This is a genomic window from Pollutibacter soli (assembly GCA_029269725.1).
Classification (GTDB): Bacteria; Bacteroidota; Bacteroidia; order Chitinophagales; family Chitinophagaceae; genus Pollutibacter; species Pollutibacter soli.
The window spans coordinates 85,503-108,009 of record JARJHS010000014.1; the positions used below are offsets into that span (position 1 = coordinate 85,503).

At 41.9% G+C, this 22,507-nt stretch carries 17 protein-coding genes; 8 read left to right on the forward strand and 9 right to left on the reverse strand.

The genetic code is table 11. The features are described from left to right. The first annotated feature begins 518 nt into the window (after positions 1-518). The 3 genes from P2W82_RS23765 (at position 519) to P2W82_RS23775 (ending at position 3,705) form a co-directional block, all read left to right on the forward strand. Positions 519-1,760 (forward strand): MFS transporter, encoded by a 1,242-nt coding sequence (locus P2W82_RS23765; RefSeq protein WP_336518458.1) that lies wholly within the window; start codon positions 519-521, stop codon positions 1,758-1,760. A gap of 124 nt (positions 1,761-1,884) precedes the next feature. After that, positions 1,885-2,289: a VOC family protein gene (locus tag P2W82_RS23770; protein ID WP_336518459.1), complete on the forward strand. Its 405-nt coding sequence runs from the start codon at positions 1,885-1,887 to the stop codon at positions 2,287-2,289. A gap of 105 nt (positions 2,290-2,394) precedes the next feature. Continuing rightward, positions 2,395-3,705 (forward strand): acetyl-CoA hydrolase/transferase family protein, encoded by a 1,311-nt coding sequence (locus P2W82_RS23775; RefSeq protein ID WP_336518460.1) that lies wholly within the window; start codon positions 2,395-2,397, stop codon positions 3,703-3,705. Positions 3,706-3,895: 190 nt separating this feature from the next. Here the strand turns inward: P2W82_RS23775 and P2W82_RS23780 are convergent, their stop codons facing one another. The 7 genes from P2W82_RS23780 to P2W82_RS23810 form a co-directional block, all read right to left on the reverse strand. Next, complete coding sequence (locus tag P2W82_RS23780) at positions 3,896-4,621, reverse strand: 3-keto-disaccharide hydrolase (protein WP_336518461.1); 726 nt, start codon at positions 4,619-4,621, stop codon at positions 3,896-3,898. Between the two features lie 130 nt (positions 4,622-4,751). Next, positions 4,752-5,546: a formylglycine-generating enzyme family protein gene (locus tag P2W82_RS23785; protein ID WP_336518462.1), complete on the reverse strand. Its 795-nt coding sequence runs from the start codon at positions 5,544-5,546 to the stop codon at positions 4,752-4,754. A gap of 120 nt (positions 5,547-5,666) precedes the next feature. After that, entirely contained in the window at positions 5,667-7,943 is a 2,277-nt protein-coding gene (locus P2W82_RS23790; protein ID WP_336518463.1) for a DUF7133 domain-containing protein, read from the reverse strand. A gap of 407 nt (positions 7,944-8,350) precedes the next feature. Further along, positions 8,351-8,680: a hypothetical protein gene (locus P2W82_RS23795; RefSeq protein WP_336518464.1), complete on the reverse strand. Its 330-nt coding sequence runs from the start codon at positions 8,678-8,680 to the stop codon at positions 8,351-8,353. A gap of 31 nt (positions 8,681-8,711) precedes the next feature. Continuing rightward, positions 8,712-9,440 (reverse strand): type 1 glutamine amidotransferase domain-containing protein, encoded by a 729-nt coding sequence (locus tag P2W82_RS23800; protein WP_336518465.1) that lies wholly within the window; start codon positions 9,438-9,440, stop codon positions 8,712-8,714. Positions 9,441-9,464: 24 nt separating this feature from the next. Continuing rightward, positions 9,465-11,792 carry a glycosyltransferase gene (locus tag P2W82_RS23805; RefSeq protein ID WP_336518466.1) on the reverse strand — a complete coding sequence of 776 codons (2,328 nt, stop codon included), beginning with the start codon at positions 11,790-11,792 and terminating at the stop codon, positions 9,465-9,467. After that, positions 11,785-12,822, reverse strand: coding sequence for a glycoside hydrolase family 130 protein (locus P2W82_RS23810; protein ID WP_336518467.1), 1,038 nt, complete (start codon positions 12,820-12,822; stop codon positions 11,785-11,787). Before P2W82_RS23810 ends, P2W82_RS23805 begins: the two co-directional genes overlap by 8 nt. 372 nt (positions 12,823-13,194) lie before the next feature. Here P2W82_RS23810 and P2W82_RS23815 point away from each other — a divergent pair, with 372 nt between their 5' ends. The 4 genes from P2W82_RS23815 to P2W82_RS23830 all read left to right on the forward strand — a co-directional run bounded on the left by P2W82_RS23815 (position 13,195) and on the right by P2W82_RS23830 (position 18,014). Next, positions 13,195-15,387 carry an alpha-galactosidase gene (locus P2W82_RS23815; RefSeq protein ID WP_336518468.1) on the forward strand — a complete coding sequence of 731 codons (2,193 nt, stop codon included), beginning with the start codon at positions 13,195-13,197 and terminating at the stop codon, positions 15,385-15,387. Between the two features lie 408 nt (positions 15,388-15,795). Next, positions 15,796-16,596 carry an OmpA/MotB family protein gene (locus tag P2W82_RS23820; RefSeq protein ID WP_336518469.1) on the forward strand — a complete coding sequence of 267 codons (801 nt, stop codon included), beginning with the start codon at positions 15,796-15,798 and terminating at the stop codon, positions 16,594-16,596. 212 nt (positions 16,597-16,808) lie between these two features. Then, on the forward strand, positions 16,809-17,366 hold the full coding sequence (locus P2W82_RS23825; protein ID WP_336518470.1) for a cupin domain-containing protein: 558 nt from the start codon (positions 16,809-16,811) through the stop codon (positions 17,364-17,366). Between the two features lie 81 nt (positions 17,367-17,447). After that, complete coding sequence (locus tag P2W82_RS23830; RefSeq protein WP_336518471.1) at positions 17,448-18,014, forward strand: DUF1543 domain-containing protein; 567 nt, start codon at positions 17,448-17,450, stop codon at positions 18,012-18,014. A 29-nt stretch (positions 18,015-18,043) separates the two neighbouring features. Here P2W82_RS23830 and P2W82_RS23835 read toward each other — a convergent pair whose 3' ends face one another. Then, positions 18,044-19,774: an FAD/NAD(P)-binding protein gene (locus tag P2W82_RS23835; RefSeq protein WP_336518472.1), complete on the reverse strand. Its 1,731-nt coding sequence runs from the start codon at positions 19,772-19,774 to the stop codon at positions 18,044-18,046. Beyond that, the gene (locus tag P2W82_RS23840) at positions 19,767-20,402 is read right to left on the reverse strand and encodes a hypothetical protein (RefSeq protein WP_336518473.1); all 636 of its coding nucleotides are present in this window, start codon (positions 20,400-20,402) and stop codon (positions 19,767-19,769) included. The genes P2W82_RS23835 and P2W82_RS23840 overlap by 8 nt, the downstream gene beginning before the upstream one ends. Before the next feature lie 137 nt (positions 20,403-20,539). Here P2W82_RS23840 and P2W82_RS23845 point away from each other — a divergent pair, with 137 nt between their 5' ends. Then, on the forward strand, positions 20,540-22,471 hold the full coding sequence (locus tag P2W82_RS23845) for a sialate O-acetylesterase (RefSeq protein WP_336518474.1): 1,932 nt from the start codon (positions 20,540-20,542) through the stop codon (positions 22,469-22,471). The last annotated feature ends 36 nt before the right edge of the window (positions 22,472-22,507 follow it).

The following is a 22,507-nucleotide window of genomic DNA, read 5'->3' on the forward strand; positions in this document are numbered from 1 at the left end:
CAGGTACGCGATGGTACCGGCGAAGAAATAACAGCCGCGAAGAATTAAATTACACTGTTAAGTTAGGATAGATTCAGCAACCGGGGATAAACCCTGGTACCCGGGTTCAATGTCAGTATGTAAATACCTCTGTGGATGTGAATGTCAGATAAAAATTTCCGGGCAGATTTGCAGGAAGGCTATTACAGAAGGTATCCCGGGAGATCTGCTGCATAATTTTTTTATCTGAATTAAGCATTATCCTGACAGAAATCATTCTGCTTCAGAATATTTCTAATATCATCTTCGATAGAAAACCTCCCGTTTTCTGGTGAGATTGAGTTGTTCACACAGTATTTAAGCCTGGAACAGGCAGACTTGTAAAGACATTTTATATTTTAATATATACAGAATTTCATTTTCTAAAAAGGGAACATTATTTTTATCGAAGTCGCAGGATCAACTATTTATTTTTATATTGCTTCATAGTAAGTTTCAACGTTATTCAAATTTTATCTAAAAGTCAAAACCTTTCATTAATGAGCGAGAACATTAATAAAAGCGCGCTCTTCAACGGTAGCTGCTTTGCCCTAATTACGACGGCCTTCACGTTTTCTATCCGTGCGGGTATCCTTCCCCAGTTGGGAGAATCATTCGGTCTTACAGCCGAACAACTGGGTTTTATTAATTCCATGTGGTTCCTGGGATTTCCGATCTCCATGATCATCGGAGGCCTGGTGTATCATTCCTTTGGTCCGAAAAACATCATGCTCGTGGCATTCGTTTGTCACACTATCGGAATTCTCACCACAATTTATGCTGGCAGTTACACCACTTTGCTGGTGTCAACGCTGTTTATCGGTATCGGTAACGGTTGTACGGAAGCGGCTTGTAATCCAATGATCGCAGACATGTATTCAGGCGACAAAATGAGTAAGATGCTGAACAGGTTCCATATGTGGTTTCCGGGTGGCATCGTAGTCGGTAGCCTGATTTCAAAATTCATGACTGATGCGAACATGAGCTGGCAGGCGCAGATGTGGGTTACGATGATTCCTACGATCATCTATGCTGTGCTGTTCTTTGGCAAAACATTTCCCAAACCAAAATTCGAAGGTGCTGCCCATATTAGTCAGAACCTGAAAGCGATGGGAACATGGACATACATCTTCATTTTCGTTTGTATGGCACTGACTGCGATCACAGAGTTCGGTCCGCAGCAATGGGTAGGATTGATCATGTCTAAAAGTGGCGCGAGCCCAATGCTGATCCTGGCGCTGGTGACAGGTCTGATGGCCGTGGGCAGATGGTTTGGTGGCCCGGTAACACATGCACTTGGTCAGACCGGTGTTTTATTGGGAGGATCAATCTTTGCGGCAATCGGTATATATCTTTTCAGTACTGTTACAGGTCCGCTGGCTTATGTTGCAGCGATCTTTTTTGCCATTGGTGTTTGCTTTTTCTGGCCCACCATGGTCGGTGCCGTGGCACAGCGTGTACCATTAAGTGGCGCACTCGGCATGTCAATTGTTGGAGGGGTTGGAATGTTTTCCACCGCTATATTCCAGCCTTTCATCGGAAGCTGGATTGATTCAGCCAAAGCTGCAAAAGCTGCCGAAGGCCTTTCAGGAAACGAGCTGGAACTTGCTGCAGGCCAGGCAACCCTTACTAAAATGGTTGCTTTTCCTGCGATACTGATTGTACTGTTCCTGATCTTCTTCTTCTGGCAGAAAAAAGCCAACCCGAGAGTGTCTGGCGCTGTTCCTGCAGGCGCACATTAAGTTTTAGGTTATACGTGTTAAGTTATAAGTTGAAGTCCGCTGTTTAACCAGCGGACTTTTTTTTTATGCGCAGGATATTGAACATTTGAATAATAGTTCGTTGAATTTCCAAATCAGATTTTTTATGACACTGGAACATGTTGCCATCTGGACAGATAATCTGGAAACACTAAAGGATTTTTATATCAAATATTTTGGAGGTATACCGAACGGGAAATACACCAACCAAAGCAATGGATTTGAAAGCTACTTTCTCACATTCAGGTCGGGCGCGCGATTAGAGTTGATGATGAAACCGGGAATTCCTGATAATCTTAATGATACGCAGTCATTGCAGCATAAAGGGATCATTCATCTCGCATTTGGCGTTGATACTATGGCCCAGGTAGACGAGAAAGCTGTTCAAATGAAAAATGAGGGGTACAAGATATTGCGGGGCCCAAGAAAAACAGGTGATGGCTATTACGAATTCGAAACACTTGATCCTGAAGGGAACCGGCTTGAGGTAACAACAAAATACATCGACTGATTTTTGTCAGTAAAAATGATCAGACACAACAATACCTTGCGTACGATTTTTCATTTTGCGACTGCAAAAGTTTAACTCAGCCGGGAATTTTAAAAAATAAATGTGATGGATGTAAAATACATTTCTCCTGAAGAAGCAGTACAGATTGTAAAAAGTGGAGACAGGGTGTTTGTACATGGCAGCGCAGCAACACCGTTGATTCTGCTCAATACATTACTGAAAAGAGCAGGAGAAATTAATCATGTTGAACTGGTATCGGTTAGTACATATGGCGACATCCAATGGAAACAGCCCGGTGTAACCGATAGTTTCTATATGAATTCATTGTTTGTTTCCGCTAATGTCCGTGAGTGGGTAAACAGCAGCAGGGGAAGCTATACTCCGATTTTTCTGAGCGAGATCCCGCAATTGTTTGATCGGAAAATACTTCCTCTTCAGGTGGCATTGATACAGGTTTCACCACCTGACAATCATGGCTATTGTTCACTGGGAACATCTGTTGATGCAGCACTGAGCGCAGTACATAATGCAACTAACGTCATCGCACAGGTGAATCCGCGTATGCCGAGAGTTTTTGGAGATGGCGTAATTCATATCTCGCGATTCCATTCGCTGGTGTATGCGGAAACCGAACTTCCGGAAGTTGATTACAGTATTAAAATTGATCCGGTTTCTGAGCAGATCGGAAAACATGTGGCAGAATTAATCGATGACGGATCCACTCTTCAGCTCGGTATTGGTGCCATTCCTGATGCAGTACTCAAACAATTGACAACCCATAAAGATCTTGGCGTCCATACAGAAATGTTTTCTGATGGTGTTGTTGATCTTGTACATCGTGGCGTTGTAACCAATCGACATAAAGTAATCAAGCCTGGTAAGATTGTAAGCAGCTTTTTGCTGGGTACGAGAAAATTATATGATTTTGTTGATAACAACCCCTTTGTGAGTCTTAAGGATATCAGTTGGGTGAATGACACAGCAATCATCAGGCGCAATCCGAAAATGATTGCGGTCAATAGCGCCATCGAAATTGATATTACTGGTCAGGTGTGCGCCGATTCTATCGGAACTTATCAGTATTCCGGTATTGGCGGACAGATGGATTTTATGCGTGGGGCTGCGTTGTCACCCGGAGGAAAACCGATCATTGCGATTCCTTCGATCACAAAAAAAGGACTCAGCAGAATTGTACCGATGTTGAATCCGGGTGCAGGCGTTGTAACAACGAGAGGACATGTGCATTATGTCGTTACCGAATATGGTGTTGTCAATCTTTATGGAAAAACCATGGAACAACGTGCGAGAATGCTGGTGAGCATCGCGCATCCTGATCATAGGGAAAAGCTTGAGAGAAGTTCCTTCGAAAGATTTTCAAAAAAAAGCTGGAAGGACGAATCGGTAAGTAGTAAGTAGGGACCAGCCGGCTGTTGAGGTGGATACATTTCACCGGATTATCAAAATCCTAATTGGCTCTCTCGTCCGCAGACGCATCTATAAACTTCTCCTCTCCGCGTATATTTCTCCCTCCGCGTTACGGCTGTTCTTCATGCCGCAGGCATTTTTGGTGTTCACCGGCGCAGGCCGTCAAAAAACCGAAAACGTGTCACAACACCTTTATTCCAATATTCCGGAACCTATGTTCGGCCCCTGGCGCCCATAACCGTAAGCCATTCCATTCATTTGCTTTCGGCGAATATAGAGCAGTCCAGTGCGACTGTAATCCGATCATTCCTTCAGTAACACCGGCGATAAAATCATTTTTAGGTTGAACCACATCCCACATCTGTACATCATTTATCCAGAGTGTGATCCGAGGCGTATCTCCTACCATTCTTATTCTGAATGAATTCCAGTCATTCGCTTTCCATACTTTTGAAATCTCCGAAGCCTTTGCTCCTTTACTCACCGGCATACGTTCGCCCAATAAGGCACCGGTTCCTTTTGAATTTTCATCGAGCTCCACCTGGTAAGCAATTCCACTTTCTGAAGAACGAAGAAAAATTCCGCCATTGGTAAAAGAATCAATTTTCACTTCAAGATAGAGTTCAAAATTTTTATACTTTTTATCGGAAAGAATCACTCCACCTTGTCCATAAGGTTTTTGTCTCAGGATCATCATTCCATTTTCCACGCTCACATCCGGCGTCGTTCCCTGGTGACTTGTTCTGCTGATATGCCAGCCTTCCAGGTTTTTCCCGTTGAAAATGGGTATGAATCCCGCAGGTACCTGCGCAAAAGAAGTCTGGCAAAAAAACAGAGATGCAGATAACAGAAAACACAATTTTATTTTCTTCTTTGAAATAAAATGCTCACTAAAAATTGAGATCAATCCACACATAAATTTTGTGTTCAGTTTTCCAAAATCGAATTGGCTGTTTCAACTAAGAACTAAGAACTATGAACTATGAACTATGAACTATGAACTGGCCGTTTTAACGTTCCACTTTCTACGTTCAACCCTACTTCGTTTCCATCACTATCCTCAACCCAATATCATATCCATTCCCCGGGCCGCCGGCATGTGTCATGTAAGTCGCATTTTTTACATCTCCGGTGAATGATGCTCCTTTCAATACATGCTCCTTACCCGAACGCATAGGCGACGGGTCGGCGAATATCTTTTCATTGTAAAAATCAGCCGTCCACTCCCAAACATTTCCCAGCATGTCGTAGATCCCCCACGCATTTGGCTTTTTTGTACCAACCTTCGCAGGCATCGTGCCACCAAGAACTGCAGCAGCATTGATCTCTTTCCAGGGAATATCATCCGTTGCTCCAGCACGTGCAGCATATTCCCACTCAAATTCGGTTGGTAAACGGTAATGATGCTTCTTATCAAGGGAGTTTAATTTTTTTAAGAACTGTTGCGCATCTGTCCATGAGATATTTTCCACTGGTTGATTCGCACTGCTATCATTTTTAAAAATCGAAGGATTTGCTCCCAATACTTTTTGCCACTGTCCTTGCGTAATTTCATATTTACCGATATAGAATGGCTTCTCAATCTTTACTTCGAAACCTTGCATAATATCATTCTTTGCCATTTCTTCAGAAGCTTTTATCATTTTTTCTGGTAATGGCTTTCCATCAAAATCGACTTTACCAACGCTGGGTTGAAATTTTCCAACCACCACCGATCCGGGCTGTATCAGAATGAATTGAATGCCGATGTGATTCCTGAATTCTGGAGGCTGTGCTTTAGTTCCGCAGGAAATCAGAAGAATGAATGAAAATATGCTGATGAATAATTTCATGTATATTATATGTACGATTTATTTCAATAAATCAAATCCAGACATGCTGATATATGTGTGGTTTTTTCCTGTCAACTAATTACTACAAACTCCTGCTTACTACTTACTACTTACCACACACTACTTCTTGTCCCAATTCGTTCTCTCCGCCCTACCCAGCTTAAATATCTCCAGCAACTGTATTGTAAATCCACTACCCATATCTTTCGGTGATTCTGCACGTATCTTTTTTACCTCCGCTTCTGTCACCACCGAAGATTTATTTCCCAGTTCACTGCTGTTACGAATATAGCTCAACACAGATGCGATCCATTTATCATCCTGTGCTTTCATTGCAGGCATCGTATTCGGATAAGTTTTCCCATCAACCGGCCCCTGCAATCCGAGCAATAGCAATTGCGTCAACATAATTTTATCCCCTCTCACTCGCGGCGAACCAACCAATGGCGGAGCCGGCATCGGACCACCACCGATCGTTATTCCTTTTCCATCCGTACCATGACAGGATGAACAGAGTTGTTTGTAAATAACAGCACCATCGGTCACGAGTTTCCGGTCGGCAGGACTTAGATTTCGTGTACGCCTGGCTTCTTCTTCAGCCGTCTTTTTAGCTTCAGCATAAATCGAATTTGAAAACCGGATCATCTGGTTATCCTTATTTTCTGCCAGTAATTCCTGTAAAATCATTTGCGCCTTCGCGTTATTGCTACCACGAAGTGATAAAGATAGCTGAACGCGTACATCGGCACTGGTATCTTCTTTTAGTAACGCAAGAGAGTTAATGATACCCTCATCATTCTTCTTTAAAAAACTTTCACTGATCCATACTGCAGCTTTCCTTACCTGCGGGTCAGTATCAGTCATCGCTTTCTGAAGTGTCGCCTGATCAATCGCATTCAAACCTTCAAGCGTCCATAATGCGTGAATGCGTGCAAGCGCGCTGGCTTTATTTTTCAGCACCGCCTGCTCACCCAAAGCAATCTTTTTGAGATCCGGGACAATCGATTGATCATTTTTTACGATGATGATTTGTTGTGCATTATCGCGCCACCATCCGTTGGGATGATCAAGATATTGTACCAGTTGAGCAGCAGATTCATTTAGCATTTTGGGCCGCTGCGCATCAGGTTTGAAATCATCATGTACCACCCGAAGTATCCGTCCCATGCCTCGATTTTTATATATTTCCTTTTGCGCGATAATTTTCCCGAGATAAGATGCCGAATCCGTCCATTCACTCTCCTGGATAATTCCATGATACATATCAACAATATAAAAACATCCGTCCGGACCAGTGTACGTGTTCACCGGGCGGAAATTGAAATCTGCGGAAGCGAGCCAATCCTTTTCTTTATAAGCATCACGTATATAAATCTTTCCACTGTCATTGATCACTTTCCCCCGCTTGATAATTCTGCCCACCGGTTCAGGAATAAAATAATCACCGATCATATCAGCAGGTAAACGATCTCCACGAAAAATCGTTTGTCCGCAACCGGAAGTAAATTTTTTTAACGTGTTATCTTCGGGTCTTAAAGCTTGCCGGCCGCCTTGCGCATCGAGTGTACCGATGACCGGCCATGGAACAGTGAAAGCTTCATCATACTGATCCTGGAAATTGAGCGAACCATATGCAGGCATTTGCTGAATCTGCACCGCCGGTAAACCAGGTCCGGCTTCAGAATAATACAGCCGGCCGTAATTATCACTGGTCAGCCCCCATTGCCCGATCATATTATCGACCATGGTATCTGCAGATAACATTCCATTACGATATTTATACCTGAGATTGTCCCTCGACGGATAGATCCAGTTATCGATATTCCAGTACAGCGCACCATTCTGATGTTCGAGGTTCCTGACATCGAGCACATCATTTTTAAAAACGATTTTTTCGTCATCGGCCTTGCCATCACCATTGGTGTCGCGATAACTGCGGATATCCTGCACATTGGTTTGCTGCACATACAATTGATCTCCTACACAAAGAATGGCGCGAGGCAAAAGCAGGCTATCAACGAACACCGTGTATTTGTCCATTTTGCCATCGCCATCCGTGTCCTCGAGCAGTTTGATCCTGCTTGTCCGTTCAAACTCACCGGTCGCTTCCGCATCGATCATGTAGGTATTCATTTCCGCAACATACATGCGTCCGTTTCCATCCCAGGCTATTGCAACTGGCTCCTGGACCATTGGTTCACTGGCCACCACTTCTACGCGGTAGCCGGGCGGTAGTTGAATTTTCTGAATACTTTCTTCTGGTGAAAGTGGCGTCACTGGTGGATTTGTATCCACCACAACCCTGACGAACTCTTTCGGTAACGGCGATTTTTTTTCCTGGCTGCAGGAAATAACGAGAGATAAACTAACAATCAACAGAGGTACAAACCATTTCATATGTCAGGCGTTGGGGAGGACAAATTTAGCGAATTGTCAAACCTCGCAGGTCTAAGACCTGCGAGGTCTTCAAAACCTGCCAGGTCTTAAACCTGGGAGGTAAAAGTGCCGGGGATAGTGCATTTTTCGTTGAAATTTATGTACACAATTGTGAAAATCAACCGTATGCATTATGCATGAACCTTGTCAGAACCTTATGTAGAAATTTTGATCCGTCCGACCTGGGAGGTCTTAGACCTGCGAGGTCTTAATTCTTCAAGGTTGGCCAACGGGCCACTATAGGAGTATAGGAAGAGTTGAACGGTAATCTTCTTTTCGAGATCAACGCAAAGCTCCATCCGGGAATTGAAAGGGTGATCTGCAGATACTCCTTAATTCTGGCGAGAATAAATTCTATGCAGCTTAATTCATGATTGAGAACTCGCAAATCTTAGTTTTAAATAGTTTTCCAGTCCTTCTCTGAAACCAGGATGATTACGTGAAGAATCAAATAAAGATTCGATCGTACCCTCAAACAACATTTCCGATATCACAAGGTCGGTTAACACCTTGTTCATTTTTATCCAATTGCCCTGGAGTGTATGTTCCTTGAGATAAGAGATCAGAATTTCAGACTTAAATACCGGAGGCAACCGGTCTGTTCTTTCCTTAATCTTTTTTATTTCGCTTAACACATACGGAAAATTTACCGGATCAAACACCTCACCTTCCTCAATAAAATATTTCTTTGCACTCATTTTTTCTCGATGGGTAGTTCAAAATATCATTTCATTCCTGAATAATGTGGCCAATTCCCTGAGTTATCCTGTTGCTTTTGAATCGCGTCAGCATTTTTTCAACAACAACGATTGACGAAGCTGAATTCTGTCCGGTGATAATGTTTCCATCTGCAACGACATGACTGGTATAATTTTCCTGTTTACTGTAAATCCCACCGAGTGAATGTAACCTGCTTTCCAGCAGGAAAGGTACCGTCGCACATAATCCTACCGACCCTTCTTCACTATTGCTGAAACAGGTGAGTTTTTTACCTTTAATCAACGCCTCACCTTTGACATTTTTTAAGGACATCAGCCCCGCAACACCATGGCATAGGGCTCCGATTACTTTACCCTGGCTATAAAATGATTCCAGCAACAGATTTAAAATGGCATTGTCTGCGAGATCCCACATGGCACCATGACCTCCTGTAACGAGAACAAGATCAAAATCGTTTGCATTGATCTCTTCCAGCTTCCTGGATGCAGACATCAAACTCATGGCCTCATCATCTTTCATAAATTTTTTGGTGCCATAATTGGAAAGTATTACCGATTGACTTTTAGGATCAAGAGGAACACGGCCTCCCCTGGGAGAAGATATTACAATGTCGGCACCTGCATCCCTGAAGGCATAATATGGAATAGAAATTTCTTCAAGCCAGGCACCCGTTTTTACTTTTGTGTCACCAAGGATGTCGTGTGATGTTGCAATGATTAAAGTTCTTATAGCACTCATGGCGTCTGTTTTCATTGATATTAGTTACATAATCCTCGATTTTACTTTCCCCGTCTTCATTGGTTTAATAAATGGAATCTTCGAAGGCTTTGTTACTGCCGTAAATTTGTTTTTACCCCTGCTGTTAATTCTATCAGATAAACGCGCCAGTAAATAACTTACAGTAGACTCAGCTCCCTGATTAAGGTTTACATAATTTCGTTCCAGTCCATCATAAGAGCCGCCGGTGCATGGATTATATATAATCTGGTGAAGATGATTATTCCCTAAAAACCAGTTGAAAGCCACATCCATAAATTCAGCATATTCCTCATCCTTAAAAACTTCATAAAATCTCTCCAGCGCAAGAATCGTATATGCTACATCGATAGCTTGTTCACCACCCTGAGGTAAGGGTTCCAGTGGATCTTTTTTGTATAACCATTTGTTATTAGGAATAACTTTTATCCTGTTTCCGATAAAGATTTTACCAAGGAGAAAATCAAAAGAAAATTTGGCAATTTCTTTATAAATCATATTGCCGCTGATAAGCCATGCGCAAATCATAGCTTCCGGGATCACACTGTTGGCATAGGTAAGGTTGTGTTCAAACCAACACCATTCGTTATTCTTCTCGTTCATGTACAATCCCACGAGCCTGTCCGCGAGTTCCCGAATCAATGTAAGGTCTTCATCACTACATGAAACTGAATTGCGATAGTACAGTCCTTTAATCACAAAGGACATTGCCCTTGTGGAATGAATGGATTGTGCGCATTGAAGCGAGTGCTGAAAAATTAATTCCGCCTCCGAGATTAGTCTTGCAGGGAATATATGTTTCAGGGAAATGAGGTAACCTAATGCCCAGATTGCACGTCCATTGGAATCTTCGAGATTTGTCTGGTAGTTTTGTTCAGTAAACTGATTCTCCTGATTGACATAATTCAGAAAATTTCCACCCGGCTGTTGACAGAATTTTATAAAGTCAAAATAAATGGCAATATACCTCGCATCAGACTCGTCCTTTGTTAATTCAAAATGCCGGCACATCGCGATCAATGCTCTTGCATTATCATCCAAGGTATAACCGGATTCAGGATCGGGGTGATTAATTTTTGCGAACTGAATCATACCCCGGCTTGTAGTCATGCTCCGGAAATGGTTAAGATTTATATCAGGCACATTGTAGTGTAAATGCATTTCGTTATCCCCGATTTTTTCAAACAACACAGCATGTGCGATTGCTGCATTTTCCCAGGCCGTTGATGCCATACGGTGAAGACCGTTTGAAGAAATAGTTCTTCTGAGTTCCTCATTTTCCAACAGGCTGTTGATTGCATCACTTAATTGTACCGAATTTTCAAAATCGAAAATAACACCCGCATTGCCTTCTAATATTTCAAGTGCATGTGGAATTGGAGTTGAGATGATCGGGCATCCTGAACTAACGGCATAAGAAAAGGTGCCACTTACTGCCTGGTTCCGATCCTTCGAAGAAAAAAGATAAATATCTGACAGCTGGAGATACTCCAGAAGGTCTGCAAGAGGCAGAAACTGATTGATAAATTTCACATGTTCCTGAATTTTTAACTCCTTTACCCTTGCTTCCAGTTTTTCCCTGTATTGCTCGCCCTCTTTCTTAATCACAGAAGGATGTGTCTTACCAATCACCAGGAACGTCACGTCCGGATTTTTTTTAATAACAGCTGGCAACGCGTCCAATGTTGTTTCGATGCTTTTTCCTGAGCCAAGCAATCCGAATGTGGAAAGTATTTTTCGGTCTTCCAGTTGATACTTCGCTTTGAGCGATTGAATGTCCAGGTGTGGCACAAGGTGTGTGCCATGAGGGATGACAATTATTTTCTTTGGCTGAACACCATAATCACGATTAAGGATTGTTGCTGAAGTCTTCGTCATCACTATGATTGCTTCAGCAACATCAGAAATGGTCTGCACCTCCTCTTTTAATAAATCATTGGGTTCCGGAAGCACGGTATGAAAACATATTACCACTGGTTTCCTAATACTTTTAATCAGCCCGATAAAATCATTTTTCCTTGATGCAAAAAATCCAAACTCATGCTGCACAAGCACAAGGCTGATTTCAGGGCTATTATTAATCTTTGTTGCCAGCCGTGTAAATCCTGCAGGCTGATCGACATTCAAATGAAAAACGGGTTCGTCGTATACATGATTTTCAAACTCTGATTCAAGTGCGCATATACGAACACGAAAAGAGGTACTGAATTTATTATCCAGCGCTTTTTTCAAATCATGAGAATATGTGGCGATACCGCATTCCCGGGGTGGATAGGAAGATATCATCAAAATCTCCGGCAACCTGTTTTGCAAAATGCTTTCGCTGTTAATCATCTTTTAAATTTTGTTTTAACTCATGAATCAAATCCGAAATACTGAGTGATGCGCAAGCTATTTGTTCATCTGCGGCGCCATAATAGATATACAACGTATCCTCTGACACAACCGCACCTGTGGGGAAACATACATTATTCACCTCCCCTTCCAGTTCCCAATCATATTCCGGAGTAAACAGTGGATATGGCAACCTGGCAATTTCCTTACGTGGATTTTTCAAATCCAGCAAAGAGGCACAAGCGCTATACACATAGCCACGTATCGTGTCATGAACGCCGTGATAGATCACCAGCCATCCAGACGCAGTTTCAATCGGGGGACAACCACCACCCAGGTAACTCACCTCATGTTCGTATTTCGGGCTAATCAGTATATTCCCTGCGAGGTTTAAAAAATATTCTTCCCAGAATTTTTGTGTGAGATCCTCCAATTCATTTACCTCCACGATCTGAATGTCGGGTCGTATGCGATGCAGGAAAAACAGATTTCCATTGATTCTCCTGGGAAAAAAAATCAGATTTTTATCCCATACCAAAACTTTTTTTCCTTCTTCCTTGTGAATTCCGCCGTGAATATTATAGCGGAGATATTTATCATTAATTGCTTCGTGTGATGACGTAAGCCGGCTGAACATGTCGAAATCCATTTCAGGAACGATCAGTCCCAGTTTATCAAAATGCTTAAGGTCTTTGGAAACCGCCAGTGCGCCCATTGCGTTAACGCCATCATATGCTGTATAGGTCAGGTAATACAAACCGTCGATCTTAACGATTCGCGGATCTTCAACACCATGGGATTCATAGCCAAACTCGCGGGAGATCAAAGGCACTGTCATCCGGTATTCAACTTCCAAAGGATTTTTTAACCGACAGTAACCAATGGTTGAATAATTTCCAGGTGCCACTGCACGATAGAACACATGAATACCTTCACCATTCTGAATAACTGCAGGATTCAACACAGCTTCGGACTCAAATTCAATATCCGTCTTTTCTAATAACACGCCTTCTTTCCTGACTTCTACCATACTGTTGCGGAAGTTTTTTGTAAATGATAATTCCAATATGACTCAGTTACAGTATAGTGTAGTTTAATCCGGAGAAATGTAACAACAAAAGGAAGGGACAAAGAATGTTACATCGTTTAATACGCTATGTGTAGTAAGAGTAAAATCTTTAATATCACACAAGGTAGTCTTATTTGTAAGAGCAGCGGATTTTGTTTCACCCTTCAATGTTAAAGTTTGCACTTTCTCTGCTACAGCCTGAATTTCTCCCGTTCAAAGTATCTTAGAGGAACGGATCAACTTCCTTTTAACCAGATTACAAGTGATTCAGAGGTTTAAAACTCAGGAATAATCTGGCTCTGCACAAATGCAAGGTTTATTTATTTTCGACACATGAAGAGTATTTTTATCCTGCCTATTTTATTCCTGACACTATTTGTCAACGCACAAAATCTATCACAGCTTTCCACATGGAAAGAAGACAATGACACTCAGTTTCCTGGAGATTGGCTGCTTACCAATCAAAAGATAAAAGCCGGAATTTATCAGAGGGATGGCCGCGAAATCATTCTTTACAACGGCCTGGTGAAACGAACTTTTCGCACCCAGCCCAACCTGGTTTGTACAGGATACAAAAACATGATCAATGGACAGCAACTCCTGCGCGCCATAATGCCCGAAGCGGAAATTACCATCGATGGCAAGCGATACAATGTTGGTGGATTATACGGTCAAAAGGAAAAAGCATACTTCCTGCCGGAATGGATCGACAGCTTTTCAACCAGCGACCAGGATTTTCAATACACAGGTTTCGAAACAGGACCGCTTCAACCTGACATTAAATGGAACTCAGAAAAATGGTGGGCTTCAAACAAAAAACATCCGACGGGAAAAGAAATCAGTTTTGTTTTTCAAAATAAAAATGAACAATTAAAAAATATCATTGTGAAAGTCCATTACTCAATTTATGATGGACTTCCATTGATTACTAAATGGCTGACAGTTGAAAATAAAAGTAGTCACACCATCAAACTTAATCGTGTTAAAAATGAAATGCTCGCACTCGTCGAAGAAGAAAGTGCCGTCGTAGGTTCAGCGGAAAGAATGAAAAAACAGCAGGGCATCTATATAGAAACCAATTATGCATTCAATAATGCCATGCGATATGATCTCAGCGATCAGACATTGCATTGGACAATCGATTCAAGCTACACCTCACAAGTCAACTACAACTATAACACACCTTGCATTGTTGAAGTCTATCCGGACAAGGCCCCGGGAATCGAACTGGAAACAAATGAAAACTATACTTCGGTAAAAAGCTTTGAATTGCTGATGGATAGTTATGACCGTGAACGTCGCGGTTTAGCTATAAGGCGCATGTATGCTATGATCGCACCATGGACCACAGCCAATCCGATCTTTATGCACCTCGTCAGTAAAAATGATCGTGAAGTAAAGACGGCAATCGATCAATGTGCAGCTACCGGATACGAAGCGCTCATACTGAGTTTTGGCAGTGATCTGAACATGGAGGATTCTTCAAAAAGAAATATTGAAAGGTGGAAATCCTTGGCAGCCTATGCCCACAATAGAGGAATTAAAATCGGCGGATATTCACTGTTTAGCTCAAGAAGAATAAGTGACGAAGATGATGTCATCCATCCCGCCACAGGTAAACCTGGTGGAGCATTCTTTGGAAATGCGCCTTGTTTCGGAAGTGCTTGGGGTCTCGCCTATCGCGATAAGATAAAATACTTTTTCACTGAAACCGGTTTTGATATCTGGGAAAATGATGGACCATATCCCGGAGATGTTTGTGCATCGACCGTTCATCCCGGTCATAAAGGACTCGATGATTCTCAGTGGAGACAAATGGAAATTCAAAAAGAACTCTATCGCTGGCTGAATGAAAAAGGCGTTTACATCAACGCACCCGATTGGTATTTTCTTGATGGAACCCATAAGATTGCCATCGGTTATCGCGAAGTGAATTTTTCATTACCGAGAGAAAACCAAAAAATACTTAACAGACAAAACATTTATGATGGCACCTGGGAAAAAACACCTTCCATGGGATGGGGTTTTGTTCCCCTGACAAAATACCAGGGTGGCGGACCAGAAGCCATACTTGAACCACTGAGTGAACACCTAAACGACTATGAACAATTGATGATGCAGTATTATGGTTCGGGTGTGCAAGCCTGTTATCGCGGGCCGAGATTGTATGATACTGAGCAGACGAAGGAAACAGTGGAAAAAGTAATTCACTGGTACAAAAGATACCGCGACATTCTGAACTCGGACATTATTCATCTTCGCCGCGCTGATGGCCGCGATTGGGATGGGATTTTACATGTAAATCCTGCACTGAAAACAAAGGGATTGCTCATGTTGTACAATCCCACAAAGGAATATTTCCGACGAACAATTACCCTTCCACTTTACTATTCCGGAATCAAAACAACTGCCATGATCCGCGAGAAGGAAGGTGCCGCTGGAAACTATAAAGTCAACGAGAAAGGAGAAGTGAAATTAAATGTATCGCTGCTGCCGGAAAGTTATTCATGGTGGATCATAGAGTAGTTGCTTAATGCTGATCTCACATGAAGCAATGTTAGGTTTTACCCAAGGAAATGCTTTCTGATGCACATTCATTCATACTCTCACATTTAACCGTAAAATATACGACAGTTGTCAAATAAATCCTCCAGGAACGCCTTGTACCATCCTGTATTAGGGTGAATCGACTGAAATCTCTCATGTAGCCGTCAATTCACCGACATTATCGGATTGGAATAGCGGCAAACCTGCATTCGCAAAATGAATCTGCCTGGTATCCGTCTACAGCATTTCGACTTCGCTTTACCGTTAAAACGGCTGTATGTGAACAGTACTGGCAGCAAGGGCTATAAACGATCTATATTTATCAAATAAAATGTAATTGGTTAGCAATAAAGAATATTCGGTTGTTGAAAACTTAAATTTCGATGTATGAAAAAGCTACTATTTTCCCTTTTTGCAGGCAGTGTTGTTCTGAGCTCGTCATGCGTATCCAGCAGTAAATTTAAAAAGGTTGAATCGCAGAATCAACAATTACAGACGGATCTTAGTTCCTGCAATACAAACTTAAGCGCTGCAAATTCCAGTCTTGAAACTATGAACGGGAAAGTGAACACACTCAATGCGCAGGTGAACAATCTCACAGAAGAAAATCATGCATTGGCAAGAGAAGCAGAGGCATACAGAAAGTTGAAGAAAGACCATCAGAAAGATATGGAACGCCTGGAAAGCGGACTTGCTGAACAAGGAACGTCGCTTGAAGAAATCAGGGAGAAACTACATGAAGGATTTACGGAACTCACAGATTCAGGAATTACAGTTTACATAATGGAAGGTTTCATTCATGTAACTTTACCCGAATCAATTTTATTTAAAGAGGGCAGCGCGAGTCTCGGTAAAAATGCTCCAAAGGCCCTTTCATCATTTGCAGCAGTAATGAATAACTATCCCCGTGCAAGCATCTATGTTGTCGGTCACACCGATTCAAAATCAATAAGCAATGCCAGCTTTAAAGACAACTGGTCATTGAGTACGGAAAGAGCTAACAGTATCGTCAGGGTTTTACGTGACAAATACCAGATCGATCCTGTAAGGTTGCTTGCCGCAGGCCGTAGCAAATACAGCCCTGTTGCAACAAATGAAACCAGGGAAGGCCGTGCAACTAATCGCAGGACGGAATTCATCATTGACCCTAATATCAGAACATTGTTTATTGAAAGCATGGTTGAATAAAATCATTTTTGTCGAGCGACTTAGAACACCAACACCTTTGAATTGATAATGGTAAAAGCTTCCGAAATGGAAGCTTTTACTTTTTATGTCTCTACGAACCAGAATTTTCAACTGCTAAAATCTACATTTCATTAAAGAAAAATCACAACCAGTCGGATAGATTTTGTTGAAATGATTCCCTGATGGTAAGTTGAATTCAAATCAGCAGTAAGATGAATTACACTTATCCCCATAAGATCGAAAATTTCCTTGGAGAAAAGATTACAATTCTTGAAAGAAAAAAAGAAACCCACGGCGACAGGCTCATCGTTGAAAGCTATACTGCACCTGGCGTTGGACCTGTAATGCATACACACTGGTTACAGGATGAAAGTCTGACAGTAGTGAAAGGAACCATTGGTTACCAGGTAAAAGGACAGTCAGAAAGATTCGCAAAAGAAGGTGAGACCATTTTGTTCAGCAAAGGAACACCACATCGCTTCTGGAACGCAGGTAAGGAAACCTTGTATTGTCGTGGGTATATCAAGCCTGCACATTCTATTGAATTTTTTCTGACTTCAATATTTGAAGCGCAAAATAAAGCGAGGTCCAAAGAGCCAGAGCCATTCGATGCTGCCTTTCTGCTCACAAAATATTCTTCAGAATTTGATTTAACGGAAATTCCCGTATTTGTAAAAAAAGCAATTCTTCCATTGATGTGTATTTTCGGAAAACTTCTTGGTAAGTACAAGCACTTTAAGAATGCGCCTCCAGCTGTAAAATCAATTTGAGTCTTATTACTGAATAGCGAGATTTTTTTCGCTTGCTTTGTGATGGCATATTTATTTATCACAAAAATAAAAACCCAAAAAATGCCGAATCTTTATATGCTACTGATTGGTTGCTCACCTCCGGGAAGAAATATTGAACAACATGATGTGTATTTTGGGATCGGAGAAAACCTAAGAGATGTCATTCCTTATGCTGTAGATTTCTGGCCTGGCGGCGGCAAAATACATTTTGATGCCTGGCGCAAAGTACATAAGGTCAATGAATTTGAAGTTACTGTTATCACCGGATCACAGCCACAGAACACATACCAGTTATTTTTTCTAAACCTGGGAGGGTACAAACCAGATGAATTCGAAGAATTTCATTACAAAATGATTGTAGCAGCGAAAGATAAATCAGAAGCAATCAGAATAGCGAAACAAACTGCATTCTACAAACACACGGGTTTCAAGGGAGCACCCTCCCATATAGATGATAAATATGGAATTGATGTTGACGATGTATATGCCGTCAGCGACATCCTGGATCCGCATATGAAAGGGCAGTATTTTATTTCCGTACAACCAGCTCCAATCAACTTATATGAGGATGAAATCCACCTGGGATATTTCCGGATTGATAAAGTAAATCAGTGGGCGGCCGAATGATATAAACCCGCATTGAAGACAGTTGCAATTCAGATTTTATTTTCTTCCATTTTCAGAATAGATTTCACTATTGCGGTTGATGCAAAATCGCAAAAATCTAGCCCGGAATAGTCCGGGTTCAATCCTCCGATCAGAGGCACAGCCATCACATAGACTCTGTTATTTTTCACGCCCATATTATCGACTACCTGGAAATCATCGTTGATCATAATGCCTGGTAATTTCAGGTATGCGATTTTTTCTGTTATGACAACATCCTTATTTCCTTCGCGCTTTAATTTTTCTGCATCTTCAATTGACCGAAATCTAATTCGTGCGGGACTTACGGTTCCATATTCAACAAGGCTTCCGAAAGTCAGGTCATCCATCTCCAATAATGGCTGGCCAACACAGTCAATAAACATTCTGAATTTTTTACTTTCTTTTTTACCGTTTTCATCAGTATAGTGATAAGTAATTCCTTCCGCACTGTCCGGTTCAATCTTACTGTCACGATCAACCGCAACAACGGACAACACGCCAGCCTCATGGAGAGCAATTAATTCCTGTGCTGAGTTCTGTGGTACAAATGCTATGATTATTGAGATCAATGGCATCAAAACTTTCTTCAGGCGTAACATATCTTCCGCGGAAAAATACTTAGCCGGATAGTTGATCGTATAATTCAGATCAGCGATTAATTCTTTCCAGGCTATAGCATTATGTTTACGAATGGATTTTTCTGCTTCATCGTATTCTGCACGAAAAAGAGAAAATGGGTCAAGTTTTTCCCGAAAACTCATGATACTTTCTACAAAAGTTTCCAGATCTAAATTTTTGATGTGCTTATAAAATTCAGGATCCTTTTTCTTAAATGATTCTTTGAATTTTTCTTCATATAACCAATCGAGTGGAATAAAGCCTCCATTTTTCTCACGGATACTTAGCATTTCCTCTTTTGACAAATGATTTTTTTTAGAAACCTCCTTTTCATCAACATGCATTCGTATCGTGGGAAGCAAACCATCAATGGAATGCATCACCATTTTAAATCCATTACTTTCTTTGTCAAGTTGATACCCCAATACGTCTTTTTCATCCTTTGTAAATCTGCCATTACACCTTGATAAGGTCCGGATAGCATCAAACGCAGTAAGCGAGGACCCTTTAATCGCCACCGGATAATTTATTTTTTTTGATATTTTCGAAGGAGGGTATGGAGAATCATAATAACCATCGACTTTTCCCTCATATTTCTTCGGCCACTGATGACCCGTGCATAAAACCACATGATCAAAAGAAGTTGCTCCTTCGCCTGTGATCACTTTTACTTTATTTGCTTCGGGATCATCTTTCACATCCTGTACTTCAACATTCAAATGGACCGACACAGGAATGTCCTTATTTTTTGCCTTTTCTAACAAGATTTGGAATTGATCCGCAAGATATTTTCCGAATAACAATCTTGGAATGACTTTTAAATCATGAAATTCATCCTGGTTAAATCCAAATCTCTTAGTTGAACCTTCCGGAAGTTTTGGTAGCCACTCTTCCATCGTTGTCTCCAATTTCGGGATTTCCACATCTGAAATATTCGTAAGATGTTCGGTATTGGCTCCTTCCTCACTATAAGGCATACCCGCACCTAGCATTGACTTCCGCTCATAAATGTGAATTCTTACATCCGTTCTGCCAGATTCTACAATTCTCTTAAACATATATAGCGCGGCGGGCCCACCACCGAGCAGAGCAATCCTTATGGACGGTTTATCGTCATGCATTCCTCAAGTAATTTTGTGATTTCAGTAAATACGTTCCATCTGATAAAGCCTCCAATTCCATGTTTGTCGAACACACTTTCCTGATTTGTTGGGGTTTTTGTTCTTGCAGCTTTTTCTGCTGCTTTTGATCTGACGGAAGGTCTTTTGGTACGAGCTGGTTTTTTTGCTGCGGATGATCGTTCTGCTTTCGTTCTGCTTTTTGCAGCGCTCTTTGCCTGGCGGGACGGTGGAGTATGTTAAACCGAAGTAGTACTCTCATCCTGTAACGCCTTCCGGCTCGTGAACGTGTTGGTGAAATTGATTCATGCCGCTGACCTTTTCTGTATGCAGGTGTAGCACTATGCCTGGTTTTTTCAGACGTTTTTCCTTTTGCCGGCGGCTTAAGATCAACACCTGCCCCTCGCGCTTCTGACAATCCAATTGCAATTGCCTGTTTCTCCGAACGGGCTCCATGCTCACCTTTCCTGATATTTTTTATTCCTTTATGTACAAACTCACCTGCCTGGGTTGACGCAGAGTTGCCTTCTCTTTTATCTTTAATAGCTTTTTTTATAGTCTCCCTTTCCGGCATATCTTTTTTCCAGTATTCAATTGGTATGCCAGCAGAATATTGCTTTTTATGGTACAATCTGATGTGTTTTCGTGAGAATTCAATACCTGCATTGAAATAACCAAAATTTACCTGAAAAGAATGATGATTAATAGATTAGCTGAATACTCCGGTTTGATAACGCTTGTATATTTATACCCAATTACCACAAGCTTATGCGAATAAAATACCTGTTTAATTTTTTATTCTTCTTCATCAGTTTGCAGACAAATGGGCAGGTCAGATTACCCAGGCTGATCCGCGACAGTATGATTCTGCAAAGAGAAACTGCATTAAATATCTGGGGCTGGTCTTCACCCGGGGAAAAAATTTCAATTCAATTCAATGGAAAAAAATACAGCGTAACGGCAGATGGCAAGGGAAAGTGGTCGCGTACGATTCCTGCACAAAAAGCCGGAGGGCCGCATACGATGAAGATTACAGGCAAAAACAGTATTGTGTTAAAAAATATACTTATTGGCGATGTCTGGTTTTGTTCAGGACAATCAAATATGGTGCACCAGATGAGACTGCACAGCGAACGCTATGCAAAAGAAATTGCGGAAGCAAACAATCCGCAGATACGACATTTTTTTATTCCGACGATGACTGATCTCACAGGGCCGCGCACAGATTTTCCAACTGGATTCTGGAAATCGGCCAATCCAAACGATGTTCTCGAGTTTTCTGCTGTCGCCTATTTTTTTGCAAATAACATTTACGAGAAATACAAAATTCCGATCGGGTTGATCAACGCAAGTGTTGGCGGAACACCAATCGAAGCCTGGATCAGCGAAAGCGGGTTCAGATCTTTCCCCAATGAATTGGCGACGATTGAAAAATTAAAAGACACTGCATATGTAAATTCAACCAATCGCGCTGCTTTTGTGGCTGCGAATACAAAAATTGTCGACAAGGGTTTGACATCTCCGGTGAAATGGTATGAAACTTCGTATATGCCTAAAGGTTGGCATTCCATTAATATTCCTGGCTATTGGGAAGACCAGGGTGTAAGGGACCTCAATGGTGTTGTTTGGTACAGAAAGGAAATTGAAGTTCCGCTAGCGATGGCTGGTAAGCCTGGCAAAATTCAAATGGGCAGAATTGTGGATGCTGATATTGTGTATCTGAATGGGCAACAGGTTGGAACTACCAGTTACCAATACCCGCAAAGAAGGTACGCCATACCCCCTGGTTTGCTGAAAGCCGGAAAAAATCTGATGGTGATCCGGGTTACTAATCAGCAGAATAAAGGTGGATTTGTTCCTGACAAACCTTATACAATTATTGTGGGATCGGATACGATCGATCTTAAAGGTGAATGGCAATTCAAGGTGGGAGAGGTGTATCAACCCTTAAATATCAATACTGCTGGCAGGCCAAGAGCGATCGCGGCTCAGAATTCACCGGCTGCCTTGTATAATGCTATGGTCGCTCCCGCCGTTCCATTTAAAGTAAAAGGATTTTTATGGTACCAGGGCGAAGCGAATACTGGTCGCGCGCGTGAGTATGCGCAATTACTACCCGCTCTGGTAAATAACTGGCGGAGTTTGTGGGATGAAAAAAATGCGCCATTCATCTGGGCGCAATTGCCGGGATTTATGGACAGGACTTATCTACCATCGGAAAGTCAGTGGGCGGCATTGCGTGAAGCGCAATTGCAATCGTTGCAGGTTCCCAACACTGCAATGGCCATCACTATAGATCTTGGTGAATGGAACGATATACATCCGGACAATAAAAAAGATGTAGGTGTACGAATGGCTCTTGCAGCAAAAAGAATTGCTTATGGCGATACCGCTGTAGTTTATTCCGGGCCGATCTTTCAGTCATGGTTAATAGAAGGGAATAGGATTGTTCTTGATTTTAAACATACCGGCAGCGGGCTGATTGCAAATGATGATGAAGATCTCAGGCAGTTTGCGATAGCCGGTGCAGATGGAAAATTTGTTTGGGCCAATGCGATAATTGATGGAAACAAAGTGATTGTCTGGAGCGAAGAAATCAAGGACCCGAAATTTGTTCGTTATGCCTGGGCGGACAATCCCGAAGGAGCGAACCTGTACAATAAGGAAGGTCTGCCTGCAAGTCCGTTCAGAACTGATTAAACCTGGCAGGTTTAAAACCTCGCAGGTCTTATAAAC

Coding starts and splice junctions, on each gene's coding strand:
- P2W82_RS23775 (WP_336518460.1), top strand. CDS start 2,395: ATGGATGTAAAATACATTTCTCCTGAAGAAGCAGTACAGATTGTAAAA.
- P2W82_RS23765 (WP_336518458.1), top strand. CDS start 519: ATGAGCGAGAACATTAATAAAAGCGCGCTCTTCAACGGTAGCTGCTTT.
- P2W82_RS23800 (WP_336518465.1), bottom strand. CDS start 9,440: ATGAGTGCTATAAGAACTTTAATCATTGCAACATCACACGACATCCTT.
- P2W82_RS23820 (WP_336518469.1), top strand. CDS start 15,796: ATGAAAAAGCTACTATTTTCCCTTTTTGCAGGCAGTGTTGTTCTGAGC.
- P2W82_RS23835 (WP_336518472.1), bottom strand. CDS start 19,774: ATGCATGACGATAAACCGTCCATAAGGATTGCTCTGCTCGGTGGTGGG.
- P2W82_RS23790 (WP_336518463.1), bottom strand. CDS start 7,943: ATGAAATGGTTTGTACCTCTGTTGATTGTTAGTTTATCTCTCGTTATT.
- P2W82_RS23845 (WP_336518474.1), top strand. CDS start 20,540: ATGCGAATAAAATACCTGTTTAATTTTTTATTCTTCTTCATCAGTTTG.
- P2W82_RS23795 (WP_336518464.1), bottom strand. CDS start 8,680: ATGAGTGCAAAGAAATATTTTATTGAGGAAGGTGAGGTGTTTGATCCG.
- P2W82_RS23785 (WP_336518462.1), bottom strand. CDS start 5,546: ATGAAATTATTCATCAGCATATTTTCATTCATTCTTCTGATTTCCTGC.
- P2W82_RS23810 (WP_336518467.1), bottom strand. CDS start 12,822: ATGGTAGAAGTCAGGAAAGAAGGCGTGTTATTAGAAAAGACGGATATT.
- P2W82_RS23830 (WP_336518471.1), top strand. CDS start 17,448: ATGCCGAATCTTTATATGCTACTGATTGGTTGCTCACCTCCGGGAAGA.
- P2W82_RS23825 (WP_336518470.1), top strand. CDS start 16,809: ATGAATTACACTTATCCCCATAAGATCGAAAATTTCCTTGGAGAAAAG.
- P2W82_RS23805 (WP_336518466.1), bottom strand. CDS start 11,792: ATGATTAACAGCGAAAGCATTTTGCAAAACAGGTTGCCGGAGATTTTG.
- P2W82_RS23815 (WP_336518468.1), top strand. CDS start 13,195: ATGAAGAGTATTTTTATCCTGCCTATTTTATTCCTGACACTATTTGTC.
- P2W82_RS23770 (WP_336518459.1), top strand. CDS start 1,885: ATGACACTGGAACATGTTGCCATCTGGACAGATAATCTGGAAACACTA.